This window comes from Streptomyces sp. NRRL WC-3618, from assembly GCF_001280005.1.
GTDB lineage: Bacteria > Actinomycetota > Actinomycetes > Streptomycetales > Streptomycetaceae > Streptomyces.
On record NZ_LGDW01000225.1, the window covers coordinates 1 to 22,702 of the forward strand.

General features: G+C 69.3%; 16 protein-coding genes, 1 pseudogene and 1 riboswitch. Of the genes and pseudogenes, 3 read left to right on the forward strand and 14 right to left on the reverse strand.

Annotated elements, in window-relative coordinates:
- The first annotated feature begins 263 nt into the window (after positions 1 to 263).
- Positions 264 to 431: riboswitch (cyclic di-AMP (ydaO/yuaA leader) on the forward strand.
- 2 nt (positions 432 to 433) lie between these two features.
- Complete coding sequence (locus ADL01_RS19895) at positions 434 to 925, forward strand: transglycosylase SLT domain-containing protein (RefSeq protein WP_053743365.1); 492 nt, start codon at positions 434 to 436, stop codon at positions 923 to 925.
- A 255-nt stretch (positions 926 to 1,180) separates the two neighbouring features.
- Here ADL01_RS19895 and ADL01_RS19900 read toward each other — a convergent pair.
- The 3 genes and pseudogenes from ADL01_RS19900 to ADL01_RS19910 all read right to left on the reverse strand — a co-directional run.
- Positions 1,181 to 1,981, reverse strand: a pseudogene (locus ADL01_RS19900) (HAD family hydrolase); the annotation flags it as partial.
- A 269-nt stretch (positions 1,982 to 2,250) separates the two neighbouring features.
- Positions 2,251 to 3,609 carry an NAD(P)-binding domain-containing protein gene (locus tag ADL01_RS19905; protein WP_053743419.1) on the reverse strand — a complete coding sequence of 453 codons (1,359 nt, stop codon included), beginning with the start codon at positions 3,607 to 3,609 and terminating at the stop codon, positions 2,251 to 2,253.
- 101 nt (positions 3,610 to 3,710) lie between these two features.
- Complete coding sequence (locus ADL01_RS19910) at positions 3,711 to 4,985, reverse strand: D-aspartate ligase (protein WP_053743366.1); 1,275 nt, start codon at positions 4,983 to 4,985, stop codon at positions 3,711 to 3,713.
- 259 nt (positions 4,986 to 5,244) lie between these two features.
- Between ADL01_RS19910 and fahA the strand changes: the two genes are divergently transcribed.
- Positions 5,245 to 6,459 carry a fumarylacetoacetase gene (gene fahA / locus ADL01_RS19915; RefSeq protein ID WP_053743367.1) on the forward strand — a complete coding sequence of 405 codons (1,215 nt, stop codon included), beginning with the start codon at positions 5,245 to 5,247 and terminating at the stop codon, positions 6,457 to 6,459.
- A gap of 177 nt (positions 6,460 to 6,636) precedes the next feature.
- Here fahA and recQ read toward each other — a convergent pair whose 3' ends face one another.
- Positions 6,637 to 8,676, reverse strand: coding sequence for a DNA helicase RecQ (recQ, locus tag ADL01_RS19920; RefSeq protein ID WP_234354730.1), 2,040 nt, complete (start codon positions 8,674 to 8,676; stop codon positions 6,637 to 6,639).
- Between the two features lie 306 nt (positions 8,677 to 8,982).
- On the opposite strand from recQ, the gene ADL01_RS45425 reads away from it, so the two are divergent.
- The gene (locus ADL01_RS45425; protein ID WP_053743368.1) at positions 8,983 to 9,630 is read left to right on the forward strand and encodes a hypothetical protein; all 648 of its coding nucleotides are present in this window, start codon (positions 8,983 to 8,985) and stop codon (positions 9,628 to 9,630) included.
- 63 nt (positions 9,631 to 9,693) lie between these two features.
- Here the strand turns inward: ADL01_RS45425 and nuoN are convergent, their stop codons facing one another.
- From nuoN to nuoE, 10 genes are read right to left on the reverse strand one after another with little or no spacing between them, the layout of a single operon-like run.
- On the reverse strand, positions 9,694 to 11,343 hold the full coding sequence (nuoN, locus tag ADL01_RS19930; protein ID WP_053743369.1) for an NADH-quinone oxidoreductase subunit NuoN: 1,650 nt from the start codon (positions 11,341 to 11,343) through the stop codon (positions 9,694 to 9,696).
- Positions 11,340 to 12,911, reverse strand: coding sequence for an NADH-quinone oxidoreductase subunit M (locus tag ADL01_RS19935; protein ID WP_053743370.1), 1,572 nt, complete (start codon positions 12,909 to 12,911; stop codon positions 11,340 to 11,342). The genes nuoN and ADL01_RS19935 overlap by 4 nt, the downstream gene beginning before the upstream one ends.
- A 5-nt stretch (positions 12,912 to 12,916) precedes the next feature.
- Positions 12,917 to 14,869, reverse strand: a complete 1,953-nt coding sequence (gene nuoL, locus ADL01_RS19940) for an NADH-quinone oxidoreductase subunit L (RefSeq protein ID WP_053743371.1) — start codon at positions 14,867 to 14,869, stop codon at positions 12,917 to 12,919.
- A gap of 14 nt (positions 14,870 to 14,883) precedes the next feature.
- Positions 14,884 to 15,183 (reverse strand): NADH-quinone oxidoreductase subunit NuoK, encoded by a 300-nt coding sequence (gene nuoK / locus ADL01_RS19945; protein ID WP_006382214.1) that lies wholly within the window; start codon positions 15,181 to 15,183, stop codon positions 14,884 to 14,886.
- Positions 15,180 to 16,031, reverse strand: a complete 852-nt coding sequence (locus ADL01_RS19950; RefSeq protein WP_053743372.1) for an NADH-quinone oxidoreductase subunit J — start codon at positions 16,029 to 16,031, stop codon at positions 15,180 to 15,182. Before ADL01_RS19950 ends, nuoK begins: the two co-directional genes overlap by 4 nt.
- Positions 16,028 to 16,639 carry an NADH-quinone oxidoreductase subunit NuoI gene (nuoI, locus tag ADL01_RS19955; RefSeq protein ID WP_053743373.1) on the reverse strand — a complete coding sequence of 204 codons (612 nt, stop codon included), beginning with the start codon at positions 16,637 to 16,639 and terminating at the stop codon, positions 16,028 to 16,030. Before nuoI ends, ADL01_RS19950 begins: the two co-directional genes overlap by 4 nt.
- Entirely contained in the window at positions 16,632 to 17,996 is a 1,365-nt protein-coding gene (gene nuoH / locus ADL01_RS19960; protein ID WP_053743374.1) for an NADH-quinone oxidoreductase subunit NuoH, read from the reverse strand. The genes nuoI and nuoH overlap by 8 nt, the downstream gene beginning before the upstream one ends.
- Positions 17,993 to 20,497 carry an NADH-quinone oxidoreductase subunit G gene (locus tag ADL01_RS19965; protein WP_053743375.1) on the reverse strand — a complete coding sequence of 835 codons (2,505 nt, stop codon included), beginning with the start codon at positions 20,495 to 20,497 and terminating at the stop codon, positions 17,993 to 17,995. Before ADL01_RS19965 ends, nuoH begins: the two co-directional genes overlap by 4 nt.
- Positions 20,494 to 21,876 carry an NADH-quinone oxidoreductase subunit NuoF gene (nuoF, locus tag ADL01_RS19970; protein ID WP_053743376.1) on the reverse strand — a complete coding sequence of 461 codons (1,383 nt, stop codon included), beginning with the start codon at positions 21,874 to 21,876 and terminating at the stop codon, positions 20,494 to 20,496. Before nuoF ends, ADL01_RS19965 begins: the two co-directional genes overlap by 4 nt.
- On the reverse strand, positions 21,876 to 22,694 hold the full coding sequence (nuoE, locus tag ADL01_RS19975) for an NADH-quinone oxidoreductase subunit NuoE (RefSeq protein WP_053743421.1): 819 nt from the start codon (positions 22,692 to 22,694) through the stop codon (positions 21,876 to 21,878). Before nuoE ends, nuoF begins: the two co-directional genes overlap by 1 nt.
- Positions 22,695 to 22,702: the final 8 nt, after the last annotated feature.

Here is a 22,702-nt window from a genome sequence, read left to right on the forward strand (position 1 = left end):
CCCCCGCCCCCACCCCCGCCCCGTGATTCGAGTCACGCCACCAGGCGACCCATACCACCCCCTCCCCCCAAACTCCCCATTCACAAAGGCAAGTTACCCTCCACCCACGCATCGCGATTTGCCCGTTTTATCCCCAATGGGTGCACCAAATGGGCAAGTCCTGCATTTCTGCCCCTTGTTCCAGACGTGTGCTCTCGCATACGTTTCGCGCCACACCGGGCGGATCGCCGAATCCTGCCACCGCCCGTAGAGCACCCAACACCCACCCACACGTGACTCACGCAGGCAGGAGCGGGGGACCCAGGTAAGCCGCCGGTCCGGACATCGACGCCGGAGCGGCTAGGGGTGAAGCCGCGCGCCGCAACGCGCCCGGCCGGGCATCTCCCGCCCGAACCCGACAGCTCACCTCGCAGGCGCCGGAGAGGACTCAACCATGCCCGCACGAGGTCAGCACCACAGCGCGAGGACCCCTCGCCGCCCGCTCACACTCACGCGCACACTCGCCATCACCACAGCGGCCGCCGCGGCCCTGGCCATCCCTTTCCTGACCGCGACGACGGCCTCAGCCGCGCCGGCGGCCACCTCGTCGACGACGACGTACTACGCGAACAACCTGGACGGCTGGATCCGCGAGTCGCTCGACATCATGGCGCAGAAGGGAATCCCCGGAACGTACGACGGCATCTACCGCAACGTCATGCGCGAGTCGTCGGGCAACCCGAACGCCATCAACAACTGGGACTCGAACGCGGCCGCCGGCACCCCCTCCAAAGGCCTCCTCCAGGTCATCGACCCGACCTTCGCCGCATACCACGTCGCCGGTACCTCCTTCGACCCCTACGACCCGATCGCCAACATCACCGCGGCCTGCAACTACGCGGCGGCGCGATACGGCTCGATAGACAACGTGAACGGCGCCTACTAGGCCGACCGCCACGGGCCGACCGGCCACCCTGGGCCTGACGGACTCCGGCCGGCCGGCCCAGGTCTGGCCCAGCCGGCCGCCCCGGGCCTACTGTCGGCCGACCCGAGTCTGCGTCGACGTCGGCGTCTGCGTCGACGTCGACGTCGACGTCGACGTCGACGTCGACGTCGACGTCGACGCAGACACAGGCACAGGCACAGGCACAGGCACAGGCACAGGCACAGACGCCGACGCCGACCAGTCCGCCCCCCGCCCGAACAACCGCTCCAGTACCACCGCGATCCCGTCGTCCTCGTTCGAGAGGGTGACCTCGTCCGCCACCGCCTTGAGCTCGGGATGGGCGTTGGCCATGGCGACACCGTGGGCCGCCCAGTCGAACATCGGGATGTCATTGGGCATGTCGCCGAAGGCGATGGTCTCGGACGAGGTCAGCCCGAGATAGTCGGCGGCCAGCGCGAGCCCCGTCGCCTTGGTGATGCCGCACGGCTGGAGTTCGACGGTGCCCGGCCCCGACATGGTGACCGTCGCGAGGGAACCGACCGCTCCGCGCGCCGCCGAGGCCAACTCGTCGTCGGACAGCGACGGGTGGCGCAGCAGCACCTTGCTGATGGGCGCGGCCCACAGATCGTCCCGGTGCGGCACCCGTACGGCGGGCAGCGTCGGGTGCGGCATCAGGTACCCGGGTTCGATGAGCGTGAGCCCGTCGACGCCGTCCTGATCGACGGCGGCGTACACCTGTCCGACTTCGGCCTCGATCTTGCCGAGCGCTGTCTCCGCCAGGTCCCGCTCCAGAGTCACCGACCACAGCAGTCGGTCCGCGCCGGCGTCGTACAACTGCGCTCCCTGTCCGCACACCGCGAGCCCCCCTGCACCGAGGTCGTCGAGCAGCGGCCGGACTCTCGGCGCCGGGCGCCCCGTCACGACCAGATGCCGGGCGCCGGCGGCCGTGGCGCGCGTCAGCGCGGCCCGCGACCGGTCGGAGAGCGTGTCGTCGGCGCGCAGGAGCGTTCCGTCAAGATCCGTGGCGATAAGCGCGTATGCGGTGGGAGCGGCCATGATCCAGAGAATACGGATCGTTCGGCCCATCGGTCTCCGCCCGAACCGGACGACGTTCGGTGCCCCGGCAGCAACAGCCCCATTACCTGGGCCAGTTCCTGCCGCAGGCACCTGCCCCGGAGGCCGCGACCAGCACGACAACTCGGCACAACGGGCCTCTGGTTCACAAGATCGAGTAAGGCCCACGTTGACCAGGCGACCCAGAACCCGAACGCTCTCCCCCTGCCCCCTCCCCTCTCCTCCCCTCCCCTGCTCAGCTCCGCCCGTGCCTACCCGTGCGCCGCCGCCAGATGCCCCGCCAGCCGCGGTGACGCGAACTCCGTACCGCACACGAACCGCATCACCGGCCCGTACGAGGCAGCCGAGGGCAACCCGGTGAAGTACAGCCCGGGTACGGACGACACGTACCCGGCGCCGAGCCTCGGCGTTCCCCGGCTCACCGCCAGCTCCGTCCGCAGCTCGTGCCCGAGGAAGTCCATGGCGGCGATGTCGACGCGGTAGCCCGTCGCGGCTATGACATGGTCGGCAAACAACTCCCGCGTACGGCCGTCGAGTTCCCGCACGGTCAACACCGGCCGCACACCCCCGAAAGCCACCCCGCTCCCCGAACCGTCCCCCCTCAGCGCACCCTTGGCGCCCCGCGCGCCCTCCGCACCCCCAACCTCAGCCGCTCCCGCGACCTCCGCACCGTCCGCGACTCCCGCCCCGACAATGCCCGCGACCTCCCTCACCTGCACCTTGCCCTCGAACCGCTCGCGCAGCCACCACGCCCCGAGGGGCCCGAGGACCCGGCGGACGAGGTAGTGGCGAGCCTGGGCAGGGAGGTAGCGGTAGGGATGCGGGTAGTAGCTGAGGGCCCACAGCGACCACGCGTTGCCGAACGGCGACTGGGGCCGCAGCCTGGGCTGCTGCCACGGGGGCGCACCGAACGCGACGCGGCCGGTCCCCCGTGACACCACCCGTACCCGCGCCCCCGCCTCGGCCGCCAGTGCCGCCGTCTCCAGCGCGGACTGGCCCGCACCGACGACAATCAGGTCCCTTCCCGCGAACCGGCTCAGGTCGTGGTGCTGCGAACTGTGGGACACCGGCCCCGTGGGCGAGGGCCCGTCGGGCGCGGCGCGGACCAGCTCCGGGGGCAGATGCGCGAGCCCCGACAGTCCCGTCGCCACGACGACCGCCCGGGCGGTGAACAACTCGCCCGAGTCCAGCTTGAGTTCGAAGCCGCCACCCCCGCCGCCGCGACTGTTCGCGCCCCCGCCCCCGCCGCCGGTGTCCTTGTGCCGCCGGTCCACGGACACCACCCGCACCCGCTCCAACTCGGACACGAGTTGCTGCTGGAACCACTCCCCGTACGCGATGAAGGTCTCCACCGGGATGATGTCCTCGTCCCTGGCCAGCCGGGGGACCCCCGCCGCGTCGCAGTAGTCGACGAGGGTGTGGCCGGGCTGCGGGGCATCGATGCTGGAGGCCGCCGGCGTCGACTTAAGGAGCATCCCGGCGGGCATGTGGTCCCGCCAGCTCACCATGGGCTCGCCGAACACTCGCACCGGAATGCCCCGCGCCCGCAGATGCGCGGCGGTGGACAGACCGAATGGTCCCGCGCCGATAACCGCTACTGGATGATTCACGAAGTCCCTCCCCAGGACACTGCTCGCCACTTCGTGCCGCACTGCTGTTCACTGCCACCCGCCCCGCACCCACACCACCGTCAGTCGCACCCACACGACCGTCAGCCCCGACTCTCAGCCGGCGGGGCGGCGCCCGTGCCACCGCCCACACCGCCGCGACGGTTGGTCCGCCACAGCTGGTACAGGTGCCTCGCGCCCGGCCTCACGAAGCGGGCGAGCATCGTGAGGAACGGCAGCGGGTCGTCACCCGCGAGCCAGGCCAGCTCCGTCCCGCTCGCCCGAGTCGGCGCGTGCGGCGTCGTATAGCCGCCGCGTCGGTAGGCGAGAAGAGCGGGCAGGTCGATGTTCTCCACGATGTACCGGTGCCCGGCGCGCTGTTCCCCCTCCGGAACGTCCCGCCCGGTCAGATCGAGATGCATGGCCCGGACGACGTCCACCCCCGACTCGCTCTCGAAGAGCCGGAACTGGGCGCCCATCCGTGGGTTGAAGTCGAGGAGTTTGTACTGTCCGTCGCGCCGGTCGAAGCGCAGGTCGAGGTCGATGATTCCGGTGAAGCCGATCTGTTTGATGAAACGTGCGGCGAGGTCCGAGAGTTCCGGATTGTCGACGACGTATGCATTTGCTGTCATTCCGGCGTGCGGCGGCCAGGAACGGACCTTCACGCCCGTGAACAACGCACGTGGGTTCGAGTCCGCGTCGAAGTAGGCGTGCACGATCCAGTCCTCGGCCTCTTCCCTGGGCAGGTACTCCTGAAGGATCACACCGGGACGCTCACCCCAGTCGCGCGCCAGGGACAGCAGCGCCTCCCGACTCGCGATGCGGGTAGTGCCGTTGACGGCGGGCCGCGACCGCCGCACGAACGCCTCCCGGTTCTTGGCGACCACCGGGAACCTGGCCGTCCGGGCGAACCGCTCGATGTCGTCGTACGACTGCGGAAAGGAGGCCACGGGAGTCGGTATGCCGTGCTCCACGCACAACTCGTGCAGCCCCTGCTTGCTGGCGAGCCGACGCGGCAGCCCCGCTTCCACGCGCGGGAAGAGGAACGCGTCGCCCAGCTCCTGCTGCCGCTCGGCGATCAGGACGGCCGCCTCCTCATCGGTGGGCACAAGGACGGCGGGGCGCCCGATCCGCTTCCCGACGCGCAGCAATCCCTCGACGAGCCGGTCCGGGTCCTCGGTCCCGGTGGTCGGCCAGACGAACGCGCGCCGCAGATAACGCGACGAAGCCGCCGGCGTGTACGGGTCCTCGGTGATCGCGTACATCGGAACGCCCAGCCGCCCCAGGCTGCGGATGGCCCCGACGCCTCCGTGGTGCAGTGGGTAGTCGCCGAACTTCACGATCAGCGCCGGAACGCCGTCGTCGGCCGAAAACGGCACACTGCTGCTCCTGGCCACGGGTCCCCCCACGTGTCCCCCTACGGACCGGACCCACCCCGTCCGTGTCCCCCAATGGACGCTAAGCCGGAATCGCCGACTCCGGACAACGCTAATTCGGACATTATGAACTCTTTAGACACTGGGGGCACTGCCCTGAGCCCGCGACTCACCCGTAACCTGTGGCGCGACCACATGACCGCACGGCACGACCCCGACACGCCACAGGCTTTGACGACACACGAGAGCGAGGCAGCACCCCATGCCCCCCTTCGATGTCCCCGAGGGTGACCCTTTCGGCCCGCACAACCTCCCCTACGGCGTGTTCTCCCCGGCCGGCTCCACCGACCGCCGGGTCGGCGTGCGTCTCGGCGACCACGTCCTGGACGCGGGCGCCGCGGCCGCCGCGCTCGGCTCGCCCTACGTCTCCGTGCTGGCCCGTCCCACCCTCAACCCGCTCCTCGCCGCCGGCCGCACGACCTGGTCCGACATCCGGCGCGCCCTCACCGCCTGGGTCACCGTCCCGTCCCACCAGGAGACCGTCGCCCCACTCCTGCACCCCCTGTCCTCGGTGACGCTGCACCTCCCCTTCGAGGTCGCGGACTACGTCGACTTCTACGCGTCGGAGAACCACGCCCGGAACGTCGGCCAGATCTTCCGCCCCGACGCCGCGGACTCCCTGACCCCCAACTGGAAGCATCTGCCGATCGGTTACCACGGCCGCTCGGGCACCGTCGTGGTCTCCGGCACGGAGGTCGTACGTCCCTCAGGCCAGCGCAAGGCCCCCACCGACCCGGTCCCGCTCTTCGGCCCGTCGGTCCGCCTGGACATCGAGGCGGAGGTCGGCTTCGTGGTGGGAGCGCCGTCGCCCATGGGCAGCCCCGTGGCCCTGTCCGCCTTCCGGGACCACGTCTTCGGCCTCTGCCTCCTGAACGACTGGTCCGCCCGCGACCTCCAGGCCTGGGAGTACGTCCCGCTGGGCCCGTTCCTCGGCAAGTCCTTCGCCACGTCCGTCTCGGCGTGGATCACGCCGCTGGACGCCCTGGACGACGCCCGGATTCCGCCGCCTGCCCGCACCCACACCCTGCTTCCCTACCTCGACGACGCCGAGGAGGAGCCCGGCGGCTACGACCTGCGTATCTCCGTCGCCTTGAACGGCCACACCATCTCCGAGCCTCCCTTCTCCACCATGTACTGGACGGCCGCACAGCAACTCGCCCACATGACCGTCAACGGCGCCTCCCTGCGCACCGGCGACCTCTACGGCTCCGGCACAGTCAGCGGCCCCACCGAACGGGAACGCGGCTCCCTCCTCGAACTCACCTGGAACGGCACCGACGCCCTCGACCTCCCCACCGGCAAGCGAACCTTCCTGGAGGACGGCGACGAGGTCACCCTCACCGCCTGGGCCCCTGGGCCGGGCGGTACCCGCGTGGGCCTGGGCGAGGTGACGGGCACCATCACTTCGTCGAGCTGAGTATCGAGCTGAGCGAAGCGCCCTGGGACCGGCGGGGGCGGCGCGCGATCCGGCGCGTCCGGCCCTACCCGGCGCGCCCCAGCCCCGTCCCGCCATCCGCGCTCGCGCTCATCTCCAGCCCTCTCCTCCCTACGGCAACCTCTCTGTCCCCTGCTCTCTCCGCTCTCCCTGCTCCCGTTACATCCAGTCCTCCGGCTCGGGCTCCATCTCCATCTCCGGCCAGTCGTCGGGCCCGCTCTGGTCGAACTCCGGCCCGGGCCCCGGACGCCCGCCGCCGCTGCCGCTGGCCGTGAGACCGGGCCCTTCCTCCGCTCCGGACACCGGCGCCCCGCCCAGCGCCGCGAGCGCCTTCAGCACGCCCTCCCCGTATGTGGCGAGCTTCTTCTCGCCCACTCCGCTGATTCCGCCCAGCTCCGCCACCGACCCGGGCCACACGCTGACGATCTCCCTGAGCGTGGCGTCATGGAAGATGACGTACGCCGGAACTCCCTGCTCACGGGCCTGTTCACCACGCCAGGCACGCAGTGCCTCGAACGCCGGCATCAGTTCCTGGGGCAACTCGACCGCCGCCGCCTTCGCCTTCCGCTCGCCCCGGCCGCCGCCACCGGCCGACCGTGCGGTCGCCGCCTTCTTCGGTTCCTTCCGCATCGGCACGTCCCGCTCGCGCCGCAGCACCGACCCGCTCTCCTCGGTCAGCACCAGCGTCCCGTACTCCCCCTCGACCGCGAGGAGACCCTGCGCCAGCATCTGCCGTACGACACCGCGCCATTCGCCCTCGGCGAGCTCCTCTCCGATGCCGAACACGGAGAGCTGGTCGTGGTCGAACTGGATCACCTTCGCGGTCCGCCGGCCCAGCAGGATGTCCACGATCTGCACCGCGCCGAACTTCTGCCGCCGTTCGCGCTCCAGCCGCCACACCGTCGACAGGACCTTCTGCGCGGCGACCGTGCCGTCCCAGGTGTCGGGCGGTACCAGGCATGTGTCGCAGTTGCCGCAGCCGCCCGGCTCGGGGTCCTGTCCGAAGTAGGCGAGCAGTTGGCTGCGCCGGCACTGCACCGTCTCGCACAGTGCCAGCATCGCGTCCAGGTGGGCTGCGGACCGACGCCGGTGCGCCTCGTCGCCCTCCGAGCCCTGGATCAGTTTCCGTTGCTGTATGACGTCGTTCAGCCCGTATGCCATCCAGGCTGTGGACGGCAGGCCGTCGCGCCCCGCGCGGCCCGTCTCCTGGTAGTAGCCCTCGACCGACTTGGGCAGGTCGTAGTGGGCGACGAACCGGACGTCGGGCTTGTCGATACCCATCCCGAAGGCGATGGTCGCCACGACAACGAGGCCGTCCTCCCGCAGGAAGCGCGACTGGTGCGCCGCACGCGTGCCCGCGTCCAGCCCCGCGTGGTACGGCACCGCCTCCACACCGTTGGCGGACAGGAACTCCGCCGTGCGCTCCACGGAGTTGCGCGAGAGGCAGTAGACGATGCCCGCGTCGCCCGCGTGCTCCTCCTTCAGGAAGGACAGCAACTGCTTCTTCGGGTCCTGCTTGGGCACGATCCGGTACTGGATGTTGGGCCGGTCGAAACTCGCCACGAAGTGACGGGCGTCCGGCATGCCCAGCCGCTGGGTGATCTCCTGGTGCGTCGCGTGCGTGGCAGTCGCCGTGAGCGCGATCCGCGGGACCTCGGGCCAGCGCTGGCCCAGCAGCGACAGCGCCAGGTAGTCGGGCCGGAAGTCGTGCCCCCACTGCGAGACGCAGTGCGCCTCGTCGATGGCGAAGACAGCGATCTTCCCGCGCGAGAGCAGATCCAGGGTCGACTCCAGACGCAGCCGCTCCGGAGCCAGATACAGCAGGTCCAGCTCACCGGCGAGGAACTCGGCCTCCACCACCCGCCGCTCGTCGAAATCCTGCGTGGAGTTCATGAACCCGGCCCGCACACCGAGCGCCCGCAGCGCGTCAACCTGGTCCTGCATCAGCGCGATGAGGGGTGAGACGACAATCCCCGTACCCGGTCTGACCAGGGAAGGAATCTGGTAGCAGAGGGACTTCCCGCCACCGGTCGGCATGAGGACGACGGCGTCGCCGCCCGCCACCACATGCTCGATGACGTCCGCCTGCGCGCCGCGGAAGGAGTCGTACCCGAAGACCCGGTGCAACGTGGCCAGCGCCTCGCTGTCCGCCGCCCCGGCCACCGCGCTCACGCCCGGCACCTCACTCGCTCCCGCCATCACATCCGACCCGCCCATCACGCTCATCGCGCTCATCGTCGTGTCCCCCGTACGTCGCGCCTCGACCACTGCGTCCACCATAGGGGCCCGCACCGACAGCCCCGGAGTTATCCACAGGCCGCCCCGCCCCACCTCCCGCTCGCATCACCGGCCACCTCCACCGGACCGGGGTGTTCAGCCCAATGGGCCCCTTCGCGTGGCAGCCCCCGAACGCCCCGGGACATGCTGCTCGGACGGGACCAGGGGGCCCGCCCGCCACAGGACCGGCGCTCTTCCACGCGTCTCTCCCGCTCAAGGAGTCCCCACATGCCCCGCCGCCAGCTCAAGGTCAGCGCCGCCCTCACCGCGGCCGCCGTCGCGTCCCTCTCCCTGGCCGTTGCCCCCGCGCACTCCGCGCCGAGCGATCCCGTCGACCCCACGACGGTCTGGACCGAGCTGGCCAAGACACTCGAAGCCACCGCGAAGTACCAGTACGCCCCGTTTGCCGTCACAGCCGGCTACCAGCCCGCCTTCTGCTCAGTCCACCCGACGGACGGCGGGATGGGCTTCCACTACATCAACAAGACGCTCTACGGTTCACTCGATCCAGCGAAGCCGACCGCTCTGCTGTACGAGGACAGGGTCAACGAGGACTGGATCGACCAGGTGTCCGACGCGAGCTGGGTCGACGACCTCGACGCGCTGGACGGGGAAGCGCCCGCTGTCACTGCCCCGAACGCCACCTCCGAGTCGCGCAGGCTCGTCGCCGCGGAGTGGATCGTGGTGGACAAGGACCAGAATCTGGCGACCGACGACGACCGGCCCAGTCTGTTCGGTGTGCCCTTCGACGGTCCGATGCTCGGCCACGAGCCCGGCATGCCGATCCACTACGACCTGCACGCCTGGCTCTGGAAGAAGAACCCCAAGGGCATGTTCGCCCGCTGGAACCCGACGGTGACGTGCCCGACCCGGTGAACGCACCTAGGCCCCGGTCCCAAAAGGGGACCGAGGCCCGGTGCGTGCTGCGAATCCCGCTGCTCAGCGCACGAAGACGCCCGCCTGGTTCGCCAGATCGAGGAAGTACTGCGGCGCCACACCCAGCACCACGGTGACCGCCACCCCCACCCCGATCGCCGTCGTGGTCAACGGCGACGGCACGGCGACGGTGGGGCCGTCAGGCCGGGGTTCGCTGAAGAACATCAGGACGATCACCCGGATGTAGAAGAACGCCGCGATCGCCGACGAGATCACACCGACCACGACCAGCGCCCCGGCACCGCCCTCGGCCGCCGCCTTGAACACGGCGAACTTCCCGGCGAACCCGGAGGTCAGCGGAATGCCGGCGAAGGCCAGCAGGAACACCGCGAACACGGCGGCCACCAGCGGTGAACGGCGTCCCAGTCCCGCCCACTTGGACAGGTGGGTCGCCTCACCCCCGGCATCGCGCACCAGGGTGACCACGGCGAACGCCCCGATCGTCACGAACGAGTACGCGCCCAGATAGAACAGGACCGACGAGATCCCGTCCGGTGTCATCGCGATGACACCCGCGAGAATGAACCCGGCGTGCGCGATCGACGAGTACGCCAGCAGCCGCTTGATGTCGGTCTGGGTGATCGCGACGATCGCGCCGCCCAGCATGGTCACGACCGCGACACCCCACATCACCGGCCGCCAGTCCCAGCGCAGGCCCGGCAGCACGACGTACAGCAGCCGCAGCAGCGCGCCGAACGCCGCCACCTTCGTCGCCGCGGCCATGAAGCCCGTCACCGGCGTTGGTGCTCCCTGGTACACGTCCGGCGTCCACATGTGGAACGGCACGGCGCCCACCTTGAAGAGCAGGCCCATGACGATCATCGCGGCGCCGATGAGCAGCAGCACGTCGTTGCCCATGGTGTCGGCGAGTGCCGGGTCGACGTTCTTGACGGTGCCGTCGACGACCTGGGCGATCGTCCCGTACGACACCGAGCCCGCGTATCCGTACAGCAGTGCGATGCCGAACAGGGTGAACGCGGAGGCGAAGGCGCCGAGCAGGAAGTACTTGACCGCGGCCTCCTGCGACATGAGCCGCTTGCGGCGGGCCAGGGCGCACAGCAGGTACAGCGGCAGCGAGAAGACTTCCAGGGCCACGAACAGGGTCAGCAGGTCGTTGGCCGAGGGGAAGACCAGCATGCCGCCGATCGCGAACAGCAGCAGCGGGAACACCTCGGTGGTGGTGAACCCGGCCTTCACCGCGGCTTTCTCGCTGTCGCTGCCCGGCACGGAAGCGGCCTGCGCGGCGAACGAGTCGACGCGGTTGCCGTGTGCCTCGGGGTCGAGGCGCCGCTCGGCGAAGGTGAACAGTCCGACCAGGCCCGCCAGCAGGATCGTGCCCTGCAGGAACAGCGCGGGTCCGTCGACGGCGATCGCGCCCATCGCCGCGATTTTGGCCTTGGTGGTGCCGTACCCGCCCGCCGCGAGCGCCACGACCGCGGCGAACGCGGCGGTGAGGGCGACGACTGACACGAACAGCTGCACGTAGTAGCGGGATTTGCGGGGCACGAACGCCTCGACCAGGATCCCTACGATCGCCGCGCCGATGACAATCAGGGTGGGCGACAATTGCCCGTATTCGATCTTCGGCGCGTCGATCTTGGAGATCGGATCGGCCGCCGTTGTCCACAGGCTGTGGACGGCTGATGCGCTCACTTGGCCGCCTCCACCTCGGGCTTGGGGTCCTTCTTATGGACGTCGGACAGGGTCTGCTTGACCGCCGGGTTGACGATGTCCGTCAAGGGCTTCGGGTAGACGCCCAGGAAGATCAACAACACGATCAGCGGCGTCACCACCACGAGTTCACGCACCCTGAGGTCCGGCATCTTGGCGACCTCCGCCTTCACCGGGCCCGTCATCGTCCTCTGATAGAGGACGAGGGTGTACAGCGCGGCGAGGACGATGCCGAAGGTGGCGATGATGCCGACCACCGGGTAGCGCGTGAACGTGCCCACCAGCACCAGGAACTCACTCACGAAGGGCGCGAGACCCGGGAGCGACAGAGTCGCGAGCCCACCGATCAGGAACGTGCCGGCGAGCACCGGAGCGACCTTCTGGACGCCTCCGTAGTCGGCGATGAGCCGCGAGCCGCGCCGCGAGATCAGGAAGCCGGCCACCAGCATCAGCGCGGCCGTCGAGATCCCGTGGTTGACCATGTACAGCGTCGCGCCCGACTGACCCTGGCTGGTCATCGCGAAGATGCCCAGGATGATGAACCCGAAGTGCGAGATCGACGCGTACGCGACCAGCCGCTTGATGTCCCGCTGCCCGACCGCGAGCAGCGCCCCGTAGATGATGCTGATCAGCGCCAGTACGAGGATGACGGGCGTCGCCCACTTGGACGCCTCCGGGAACAGCTGGAGGCAGAAGCGGAGCATCGCGAAGGTGCCCACCTTGTCGACGACCGCCGTGATCAGCACGGCGACCGGCGTGGTGGCCTCCCCCATGGCGTTGGGCAGCCAGGTGTGCAGCGGCCACAGGGGCGCCTTCACCGCGAAGGCGAAGAAGAAGCCCAGGAACAGCCACCGTTCGGTGTTCGTCGCCATGTCCAGCGAACCGTTGGCCCGCGCCGCGGCGATCTCCGTGAGCGAGAAGCTCCCGGCCACCACGTAGAGGCCGATCACGGCCGCCAGCATGATCAGACCGCCGACGAGGTTGTAGAGGAGGAACTTCACTGCCGCGTACGAGCGTTGCGTGGACGCCGTCTCCTCGCCGTGCTCGTGGGCACGGTCCCCGAAGCCGCCGATGAGGAAGTACATCGGGATGAGCATGGCTTCGAAGAAGATGTAGAACAGGAAGACGTCGGTGGCCTCGAAGGAGATGATCACCATCGCCTCGACGAGCAGGATCATCGCGAAGAAGCCCTGAGTGGGCCGCCAGCGCGTGTTTCCTGTCTCCAGGGGGTCGGCGTCGTGCCAGCCGGCCAGGATCACGAACGGGATCAGCAGCGCGGTCAGCGCGATGAGCGCCACGGCGATACCGTCCACGCCCAGCTCGTACCGCACCCCGAAGTCCTTGATCCAGGCGTGTGATTCGGTGAGCTGGTAGCGGTCACCGCCCGGGTCGAAGCGCACCAGAACGATCGCGGCGAGCGCCAGGGTGGCGAGCGAGACAAGCAGCGCCAGCCACTTGGCGGCGGTGCGCCGCGCGGCCGGTACGGCCGCCGTGGCGATCGCCCCGAGGGCCGGAAGCACCGCCGTCGCTGTCAGGAGGGGAAAGGACATCGGTATCAGACCGCCCTCATCAGCAGGGTCGCGGCGATGAGGAGCGCCGCACCGCCGAACATCGAGACCGCGTACGAGCGCGCGTAGCCGTTCTGCAGCTTGCGGAGCCGTCCGGAGAGGCCGCCCATGGAGGCCGCCGTACCGTTGACGACCCCGTCGACCAGGGTGTGGTCGACGTAGACCAGGGAGCGGGTGAGGTGCTCTCCGCCGCGCACCAGGACAACGTGGTTGAAGTCGTCCTGGAGGAGGTCGCGCCGGGCGGCCCGGGTGAGCAGCGACCCGCGCGGGGCGAGGACCGGGACCGGCCGGCGCCCGTACTGGGCGTACGCGACGCCCACGCCGATGACGAGCACGACCATGGTCGCCAGGGTGACCGTGAGGGCGCTGACCGGCGGGTTTCCCTCCGCGTGCTGGGTGACGGGCTCCAGCCAGTGCAGGAAGCGGTCACCGATGCTGAAGAACCCGCCCGCGAAGACCGACCCGAAGGCGAGCACGATCATGGGGATCGTCATCGACTTGGGCGACTCGTGCGGGTGCGGCTCGGCGTGCGCGCCGTGGTGCTCGGCCGCCGGCTCCACACTCGGTTCGGCCGGAGACGCGGTCGGCTGGTTCCGCCAGCGCTCCTCGCCGAAGAACGTCATCAGCATCACGCGCGTCATGTAGTACGCGGTGATGGCCGCGCCTAGGAGAGCCACACCGCCGAGGATCCAGCCCTCGGTGCCGCCCTTGGCGAACGCCGCCTCGATGATCTTGTCCTTGGAGAAGAAGCCGGACAGGCCGGGGAAGCCGATGATCGCGAGGTAACCGAGCCCGAAGGTCACGAAGGTGATGGGCATGTACGTGCGGAGGCCGCCGTACTTGCGCATGTCGACCTCGTCGTTCATGCCGTGCATGACCGAGCCGGCGCCGAGGAACAGCCCGGCCTTGAAGAAGCCGTGGGTCACCAGGTGCATGATCGCGAAGACATAGCCGATGGGGCCGAGGCCCGCCGCGAGGATCATGTAGCCGATCTGCGACATGGTCGAGCCGGCCAGCGCCTTCTTGATGTCGTCTTTCGCGCAACCGACGATCGCACCGAAGAGGAGCGTGACGGCGCCGACCACGGTGACCACCAACTGGGCGTCGGGCGCCGCGTTGAAGATCGCCCCGGAGCGGACGATCAGGTACACACCGGCGGTCACCATCGTCGCCGCGTGGATGAGGGCCGAGACCGGGGTCGGGCCCTCCATGGCGTCCCCGAGCCAGGACTGCAGCGGCACCTGGGCGGACTTGCCGCAGGCCGCGAGCAGCAGCATCAGGGCGATGGCGGTGAGCTTGCCCTCGCTCGTCTCACCAGTGGCGTCGAAGACCGGCCCGAAGGCGAAGGTCCCGAAGGTGGTGAACATCAGCATGATGGCGATCGACAGGCCCATGTCGCCGACGCGGTTGACCAGGAAGGCCTTCTTCGCGGCGGTCGCGGCGCTGGGCTTGTGCTGCCAGAAGCCGATGAGGAGGTACGAGGCGAGGCCGACGCCCTCCCAGCCGACGTACAGCAGGAGGTAGTTGTCGGCGAGGACGAGCAGCAGCATCGCCGCGAGGAACAGGTTCAGATAGCCGAAGAAGCGGCGGCGGCGCTCGTCGTGCTCCATGTACCCGATCGAGTACACGTGGATCAGCGAGCCGACGCCGGTGATCAGCAGAACGAACGTCATCGACAGCTGGTCGAGCTGGAAGGCCACGTCGGCCTGGAAGCCCTCGACGGGGATCCAGCTGAACAGGTACTGCGTCAGGGTGCGGTGCTCGGCGTTCTTGCCCAGCATGTCGACGAAGAGGACCACGCCGATCACGAAGGAGCAGGCGGCGAGGGCTGTGCCGATCCAGTGGCCGACGGCGTCCAGCCGCCGGCCGCCGCACAGCAGTACGACCGCTCCGAGCAGTGGCGCCGCCACCAGCAGCGCAATCAGGTTCTCAGCATTCACGGTTCAGCGACCCCTTACAGCTTCATCAGGCTGGCGTCGTCGACCGAGGCCGAGTGGCGGGAACGGAACAGGGACACGATGATCGCGAGCCCGACGACGACCTCCGCGGCGGCGACGACCATCGTGAAGAAGGCGATGACCTGGCCGTCGAGATTGCCGTGCATTCGGGAGAAGGTGACGAACGCGAGGTTGCAGGCGTTCAGCATCAGCTCGACGCACATGAAGACGACGATCGCGTTGCGCCTGATCAGGACGCCGGTGGCGCCGATCGTGAACAACAAGGCGGCGAGATAGAGGTAGTTGACGGGATTCACTTCGACGCCTCCCCACTGTTCGAGCCACCGGCTGAACCGTTGGCCGGGCCGCTGTTGGTGCGTTCCAGACGGTCCTCGGCGCGCTGTTCCAGTGCCTTGAGGTCGCTGATGGCCCCGGCGGACACATCACGGATCTGGCCGCGCTGACGCAGCGTCTGCATGACCGAGAGTTCGGCCGGGGTGCCGTCGGGCAGCAGGCCCGCGACGTCCACCGCGTTGTGCCGGGCGTACACACCTGGGGCGGGCAGCGGCGGCAGGTGCTTGCCTTCCCGCACGCGCTCCTCGGCCATCTCGCGCTGGGTCTTGGCGCGCTCGGTGCGCTCGCGGTGCGTGAGCACCATGGCGCCGACGGCGGCGGTGATCAGCAGGGCGCCGGTGATCTCGAAGGCGAACACGTACTTCGTGAAGATGAGGGCGGCCAGGCCCTCCACGTTGCCGTTGGCGTTGGCCTGGCCGAGGCCGGCGAACTCCTTCAGGGAGGCGTTTGCGACGCCCGCGACCAGGAGGACGCCAAAGCCGAGCCCGCACACCAGGGCCAGCCAGCGCTGGCCCTTGATGGTCTCCTTGAGGGAGTCCGCGGCGGTGACACCGACGAGCATGACCACGAAGAGGAACAGCATCATGATCGCGCCGGTGTAGACGATGATCTGGACGACGCCCAGGAAGTAGGCGCCGTTGGCCAGGTAGAACACCGCCAGGACGATCATGGTGCCGGCGAGGCAGAGCGCACTGTGTACGGCCCTCCTCATGAAGACGGTGCACAGGGCTCCGGCCACGGCGACGGTGCCGAGCACCCAGAACTGGAACGCCTCACCCGTGGAGGTGGAGTAGGCGGCGAGCGCGCTCATGCTCCCGCCCCCTCTTCTTCCGGCTTCTCGCCCTTGGAGACGGCGACCTGGCGCACGGTGCCGGGTGCGGCCTCGGTGACCAACCCCCGGTAGTAGTCCTGTTCGTCGGTGCCCGGGAAGATCGAGTGGGGCGAGTCGACCATGCCCTCCTCGAGTCCGGCGAGCAGTTGTTCCTTGGTGTAGATGAGGTTGGCGCGGCTGCTGTCGGCCAGCTCGAACTCGTTCGTCATCGTCAACGCGCGCGTGGGGCACGCCTCGATGCACAGACCGCACAGGATGCAGCGGGCGTAGTTGATCTGATAAACCGCGCCGTACCGCTCGCCCGGCGAGTAGCGCTCCTCGTCGGTGTTGTCGGCGCCCTCCACGTAGATGGCGTCCGCGGGGCAGGCCCAGGCGCACAGTTCGCAGCCGACGCACTTCTCCAGGCCGTCCGGATGGCGGTTGAGCTGGTGCCGTCCGTGGAAACGGGGAGCGGTGGTCTTCTGCTGCTCGGGGTACTGCTCGGTCAGCCGCTTCTTGAACATGGCCTTGAAGGTCACGCCGAAGCCGGCCACGGGGTTCTGGAAGCCGGGCTTCGACTGCCCGGTCTCCTTCGGCTCCTCAGCCATCGGACGCCTCCTTTCCATCCAGAGATCCGTCACTGCCAGTATCCGACCCACCACTGACAATCAACTCGCGCTCACGGCGCGGGCGCCTGCGCGGCACCGCCGGCGCCTCCTGTCCCGGCAGTGGCGGTACGGGGAATCCGCCCGCCATCGGGTCGAAGGCGACGGGCTCGGCGGCCTCCGTCTGCGGCGCCTTGCCCTGGTCGCGGAACATGTCGACCACGAAGGAGAGCAGGAGCAGGGTGATGACACCGCCGGCGACGTAGAGGGCGATGTCGGCGAAGTCGTAGTTCTCGTTGCGCAGGGTCCGTACGGTCGCGACGAGCATCAGCCAGACCAGCGAGATCGGGATGAGGACCTTCCAGCCGAGCTTCATCAGCTGGTCGTAGCGGACACGCGGGAGGGTGCCGCGCAGCCAGATGAAGAAGAACAGCAGCAGCTGCACCTTGATGACGAACCAGGCCATCGGCCACCAGCCGTGGTTGGCGCCCTCCCAGAAGGTGCTGATGGGCCAGGGGGCCCGCCAGCCGCCCAGGAAGAGCGTCACCGACACGGCCGAGACGGTCACCATGTTGACGTACTCGGCGAGCATGAACATCGCGAACTTGATCGACGAGTACTCGGTGTTGAAGCCGCCGACCAGGTCGCCCTCGGACTCCGGCATGTCGAAGGGGGCCCGGTTGGTCTCGCCGACCATCGTCACGATGTAGATCACGAAGGAGACCGGCAGCAGGACGACGTACCAGCGGTCGTGCTGTTGTTCGACGATGGTGGAGGTCGACATCGACCCGGAGTAGAGGAACACCGAGGCGAACGCGGCGCCCATGGCGATCTCGTACGAGATCATCTGCGCGCAGGACCGCAGACCGCCCAGCAGGGGGTAGGTGGATCCGGAACTCCAGCCCGCGAGCACGATCCCGTAGATCCCGACCGAGGCGACCGCGAGGACGTAGAGCATCGCGATCGGCAGGTCGGTGAGCTGCATCGTCGTACGGTGGCCGAAGATCGAGACCTCGTTGCCGGCCGGGCCGAAGGGGATGACCGCGATCGCCATGAAGGCCGGGACGGCCGCGACGATCGGCGCGAGGATGTAGACGACCTTGTCCGCGCGCTTGACGATCAGGTCTTCCTTGAGCATCAGCTTGATGCCGTCGGCGAGAGACTGGAGCATGCCCCAGGGGCCGTGCCGGTTGGGGCCGATGCGCAGCTGCATCCAGGCGACCACCTTGCGTTCCCACACGATGGAGAACAGCACGGTGATCATCAGGAAGGCGAAACAGAAGACCGCCTTGACGACGACCAGCCACCACGGGTCGGTGCCGAACAGGGAGAGGTCTTCAGCGGCGAGGTACGGGCTCATGCCTCCACCTCCTTGGGGGCCGCGGTGGCGAGCGTCGCCGGGCCGATGCGGACGAGTGCGCCGGGCAGCGCCCCGGTGTCGGAGGCGACGCCGCCTCCGGTGGAGTTCAGCGGCAGCCAGACCACACGGTCGGGCATCTCGGTGACCTCGAGGGGGAGTTCGACCGTCCCGGTGGCACCGGTCACGGCGAGCAGATCGCCGTCCTTGACACCGGCTTCGGCGGCCGTGGCGGCCGACACGCGCGCGCGTGCGGCGTGCCGCGTCCCGGCGAGCGCGTCGTCGCCCTCCTGCAGGCGACCCTGGTCGAGGAGCAGCCGGTGCCCGGCGAGCACGGCCTCTCCGGCGGCCGGACGCGGCAACTGGGCGCTGATCTCCAGCGGGTTTGCGGCGCGCGCCCCGTCCCAGGACCCGAGCCGGTCCAGTTCCGCCCGCGTGGTCCGCAGGTCCGGCAGCCCCAGGTGTACGTCCATGGCGTCGGCCAGCATCTGCAGCACCCGGGCGTCGGACGGCGCCAGGCGCCGGGTCATCTGGTCGGGCTTGAGCGCGGCCTCGAAGGGGCGGCCCCGGCCCTCCCAGTTGAGGAAGGTGCCCGCCTTCTCGGCGACCGCGGCGACCGGCAGGACGACGTCGGCGTGCTCCGTGACCTCGCTGGGCCGCAGTTCCAGCGACACCAGGAAGCTCACTTCGTGAAGAGCCTCACGCGCGCGTGCCGGGTCGGGCAGGTCGGCGACCTCGACGCCGGCGACCAGCAGGGCCCGCAACTCTCCCCCGGCGGCGGCTTCGACGATCTGGCCGGTGTCGCGGCCGAAGCGGTGCGGAAGCCCGGCCACACCCCAGGCGGCGGCGACCTCGTCCCGCGCGCGCGGGTCGGTCGCCGGACGTCCGCCCGGCAGCAGCGACGGCAGCGCGCCGGCCTCGACGGCACCGCGCTCCCCCGCCCGGCGCGGGATCCACACCAGCTGGGCGCCGGTCGTGGAAGCGGCCCGTACGGCGGCGGTGAGTCCGCCCGCCACAGCCGCCAGCCGCTCACCGACGACGATCACCGCGCCCTCGGTGCGCAGCGCCTCGGCGGCCTTCACCCCGCTCTCCTCCAGCCCGAATCCGCTCCCGAGCGCGTCCAGCCACTCGGTCTCGGTGCCGGGGGCGGCGGGCAGCAGCGTGCCGCCGGCCTTCTCCAGGCCGCGCGTCGTGTGCGTGGCCAGCGAGAAGACCTGCTGTCCGTGTCCCCGCCAGGCCTTGCGCAGCCGCAGGAAGACGCCGGGCGCCTCCTCCTCGGACTCGAACCCGACGAGCAGGACCGCGGGCGCCTTCTCCAGCGAGGTGTACGTGACACCCGTACCGTCGAGGTCGCGACCGCGTCCGCCGACCCGGGCGGCCAGGAAGTCGGCCTCCTCGGCGCTGTGCACGCGCGCGCGGAAGTCGATGTCGTTGGTGTCGAGGGCCACGCGCGCGAACTTGCTGTACGCGTAGGCGTCCTCGACGGTGAGCCGGCCACCGGTGAGAACACCCGTGCGACTGCGGGCCGCGAGGAGTCCCCGCGCCGCCGTTTCCAGCGCCTCGGGCCAGGACGCGGACTCCAGGACACCGTCGGCGTTGCGCACCAGGGGCGTCTGGAGGCGGTCGGGCTTCTGCGCGTACCGGAAGCCGAAGCGTCCCTTGTCGCAGATCCACTCCTCGTTGACCTCGGCGTCGGGTGCGGCCAGGCGCCGCATGACCTTGCCGCGCCGGTGGTCGGTGCGGGTGGCGCAGCCGCCGGAGCAGTGCTCGCACACCGAGGCTGAGGAGACGAGGTCGAAGGGGCGGGAGCGGAAGCGATACGCCGCCGAGGTCAGCGCGCCGACCGGGCAGATCTGGATCGTGTTCCCGGAGAAGTACGACTCGAAGGGGTCACCCTCGCCGGTGCCGACCTGCTGGAGCGCGCCGCGCTCGATCAGCTCGATCATCGGGTCGCCCGCGATCTGATTGGAGAAGCGGGTGCAGCGGGCGCACAGCACGCACCGTTCACGGTCGAGCAGCACCTGCGTGGAGATCGGCACGGGCTTCTCGTAGGTCCGCTTCTTGCCCTCGAAGCGGGATTCCGCCTGGCCGTGCGACATGGCCTGGTTCTGCAGGGGGCACTCGCCGCCCTTGTCGCAGACCGGGCAGTCCAGCGGGTGGTTGATGAGCAGCAGCTCCATCACACCGTGCTGGGCCTTTTCGGCCACCGGCGAGGTGAGGTGAGTCTTGACGACCATCCCGTCCGTACAGGTGATCGTGCAGGACGCCATGGGCTTGCGCTGGCCCTCGACCTCGACGATGCACTGGCGGCAGGCGCCGGCCGGGTCGAGGAGGGGATGGTCGCAGAAGCGCGGGATCTCGATGCCGAGCTGTTCGGCGGCGCGGATCACCAGGGTGCCCTTGGGCACGCTGATGTCGATGCCGTCGATCTTCAGCGAGACGAGATCTTCCGGCGGGACCGCCGCGTCGCCTCCTCCGGAGGGAGCGCTCGTGGTCACCGTCATGCGTTCACCTCCGTACGGTCGGCCCAGGCCGTGGACTTGGCCGGGTCGAAGGGGCAGCCCCGGCCCGTGATGTGGTCCTCGTACTCCTCGCGGAAGTACTTGAGGGAGGAGAAGATCGGCGAGGCGGCGCCGTCACCGAGGGCGCAGAAGGACTTGCCGTTGATGTTGTCGGCGATGTCGTTCAGCTTGTCGAGGTCGGACATGACTCCCTTGCCGGCCTCGATGTCGCGCAGCAACTGCACGAGCCAGTACGTCCCTTCACGGCAGGGCGTGCACTTGCCGCAGGACTCGTGGGCGTAGAACTCGGTCCAGCGGGTGACCGCCCGGACGACGCAGGTGGTCTCGTCGAAGCACTGGAGTGCTTTCGTGCCGAGCATGGAACCCGCGGCGCCCACTCCTTCGTAGTCAAGAGGGACGTCGAGGTGCTCGTCGGTGAACATCGGTGTCGAGGAGCCGCCCGGTGTCCAGAACTTCAGCCGGTGGCCGGACCGCATCCCGCCGCTCATGTCGAGGAGTTGGCGGAGCGTGATGCCGAGCGGGGCCTCGTACTGGCCCGGACTGGTGACATGGCCGCTGAGCGAGTAGAGCGTGAAGCCCGGGGACTTCTCGCTGCCCATCGACCGGAACCATTCTTTGCCCTTTTGCAGAATCGCGGGAACCGACGCGATCGACTCGACGTTATTTACAACAGTTGGGCAGGCATAGAGCCCTGCGACGGCAGGAAAGGGGGGACGGAGCCGCGGTTGACCCCGGCGGCCTTCGAGCGAGTCGAGCAGTGCGGTCTCTTCCCCACAGATGTACGCGCCCGCGCCCGCGTGCACGGTGAGTTCGAGGTCGAGTCCGCTGCCGAGTGCGTCCTTGCCGAGGTAGCCCGCCGCGTAGGCCTCACGTACGGCCTCGTGCAACCGCCGCAGCACTGGCACGACTTCACCGCGCAGATAGATGAAGGCATGCGAAGACCTGATGGCATAACACGCGATCACAATGCCCTCGATGAGGCTATGCGGGTTCGCGAAGAGGAGCGGGATGTCCTTACAGGTTCCCGGCTCCGATTCGTCGGCGTTGACAACTAGATAATGTGGTTTTCCATCACCCTGAGGAATGAACTGCCATTTCATTCCCGTAGGGAATCCCGCACCGCCGCGGCCACGCAGACCGGACTCCTTGACGTACGCGATGAGGTCGTCCGGGGTCATCGCGAGGGCCTTGCGAAGTCCCTCGTATCCTTCGTGCCTCCGGTAGGCGTCCAGGCTCCAGGACCTGTCCTCGTCCCAGAAGGCCGACAGCACGGGTGAGAGCAGCTTCGCGGGACCGGTCTCCCCCCCACGCTCGAATTCGCTCGCCCGGGCGGTGCCCCCGTTCTCGGGTGCCAATGTCATCACTCTCCCTCCTCGGTGACGGGCCCCGCCGGGTGGGAGGGGTCGGACGCCGCCGTGTCCTGCGGCGCGTCGTGCGAACTGAGGTGCTCGGCGGGCGACGGCTCGTGCGGCTGCGCGCTCTTGGAGGAGCCGCCCCTGGGGTGCACCACGCGCGCGGGGCTCTCGCCCTTGGCCAGCCGGAGCCCGATCAGCGAGGCGGGACCCGCGCTGCCGCTCGCCTCGACAGCCCCGTCCCGGGTGTCGGGGAAGCCCGCCAGGATGCGGGCGGTGTCCTTGAACGTGCACAGCGGGGCACCGCGCGTGGGTTCGACCTCCACGCCCGCGCGCAGGTCGTCGACGAGGCGCTTGGCGCTGGCCGGCGTCTGGTTGTCGAAGAACTCCCAGTTGACCATCACGACGGGTGCGAAGTCGCAGGCCGCGTTGCACTCGATGTGCTCCAGGGTGACCTTGCCGTCCTCGGTCGTCCCGCCGTTGGCGACACCGAGGTGCTCCTGGAGGGTCTCGAAGATGGCGTCGCCGCCCAGCACCGCGCACAGGGTGTTGGTGCAGACGCCCACCTGGTAGTCGCCGGAGGGGCCCCGGCGGTACATGGAGTAGAAGGTGGCGACCGCGGTGACCTCGGCCGTGGTCAGGCCCAGCATGTCCGCGCAGAACCGCATCCCGGTGCGCGTGACATGCCCCTCCTCCGACTGCACGAGATGCAGCAACGGCAGGAGGGCGGACCGGGAGTCCGGGTAGCGGGCGATGACCTCGCGGGAGTCCGCTTCGAGCCGGGCTCGAACGTCGTCCGGGTAATCGGGCGCGGGCAGTTGGGGCATGCCCAGGC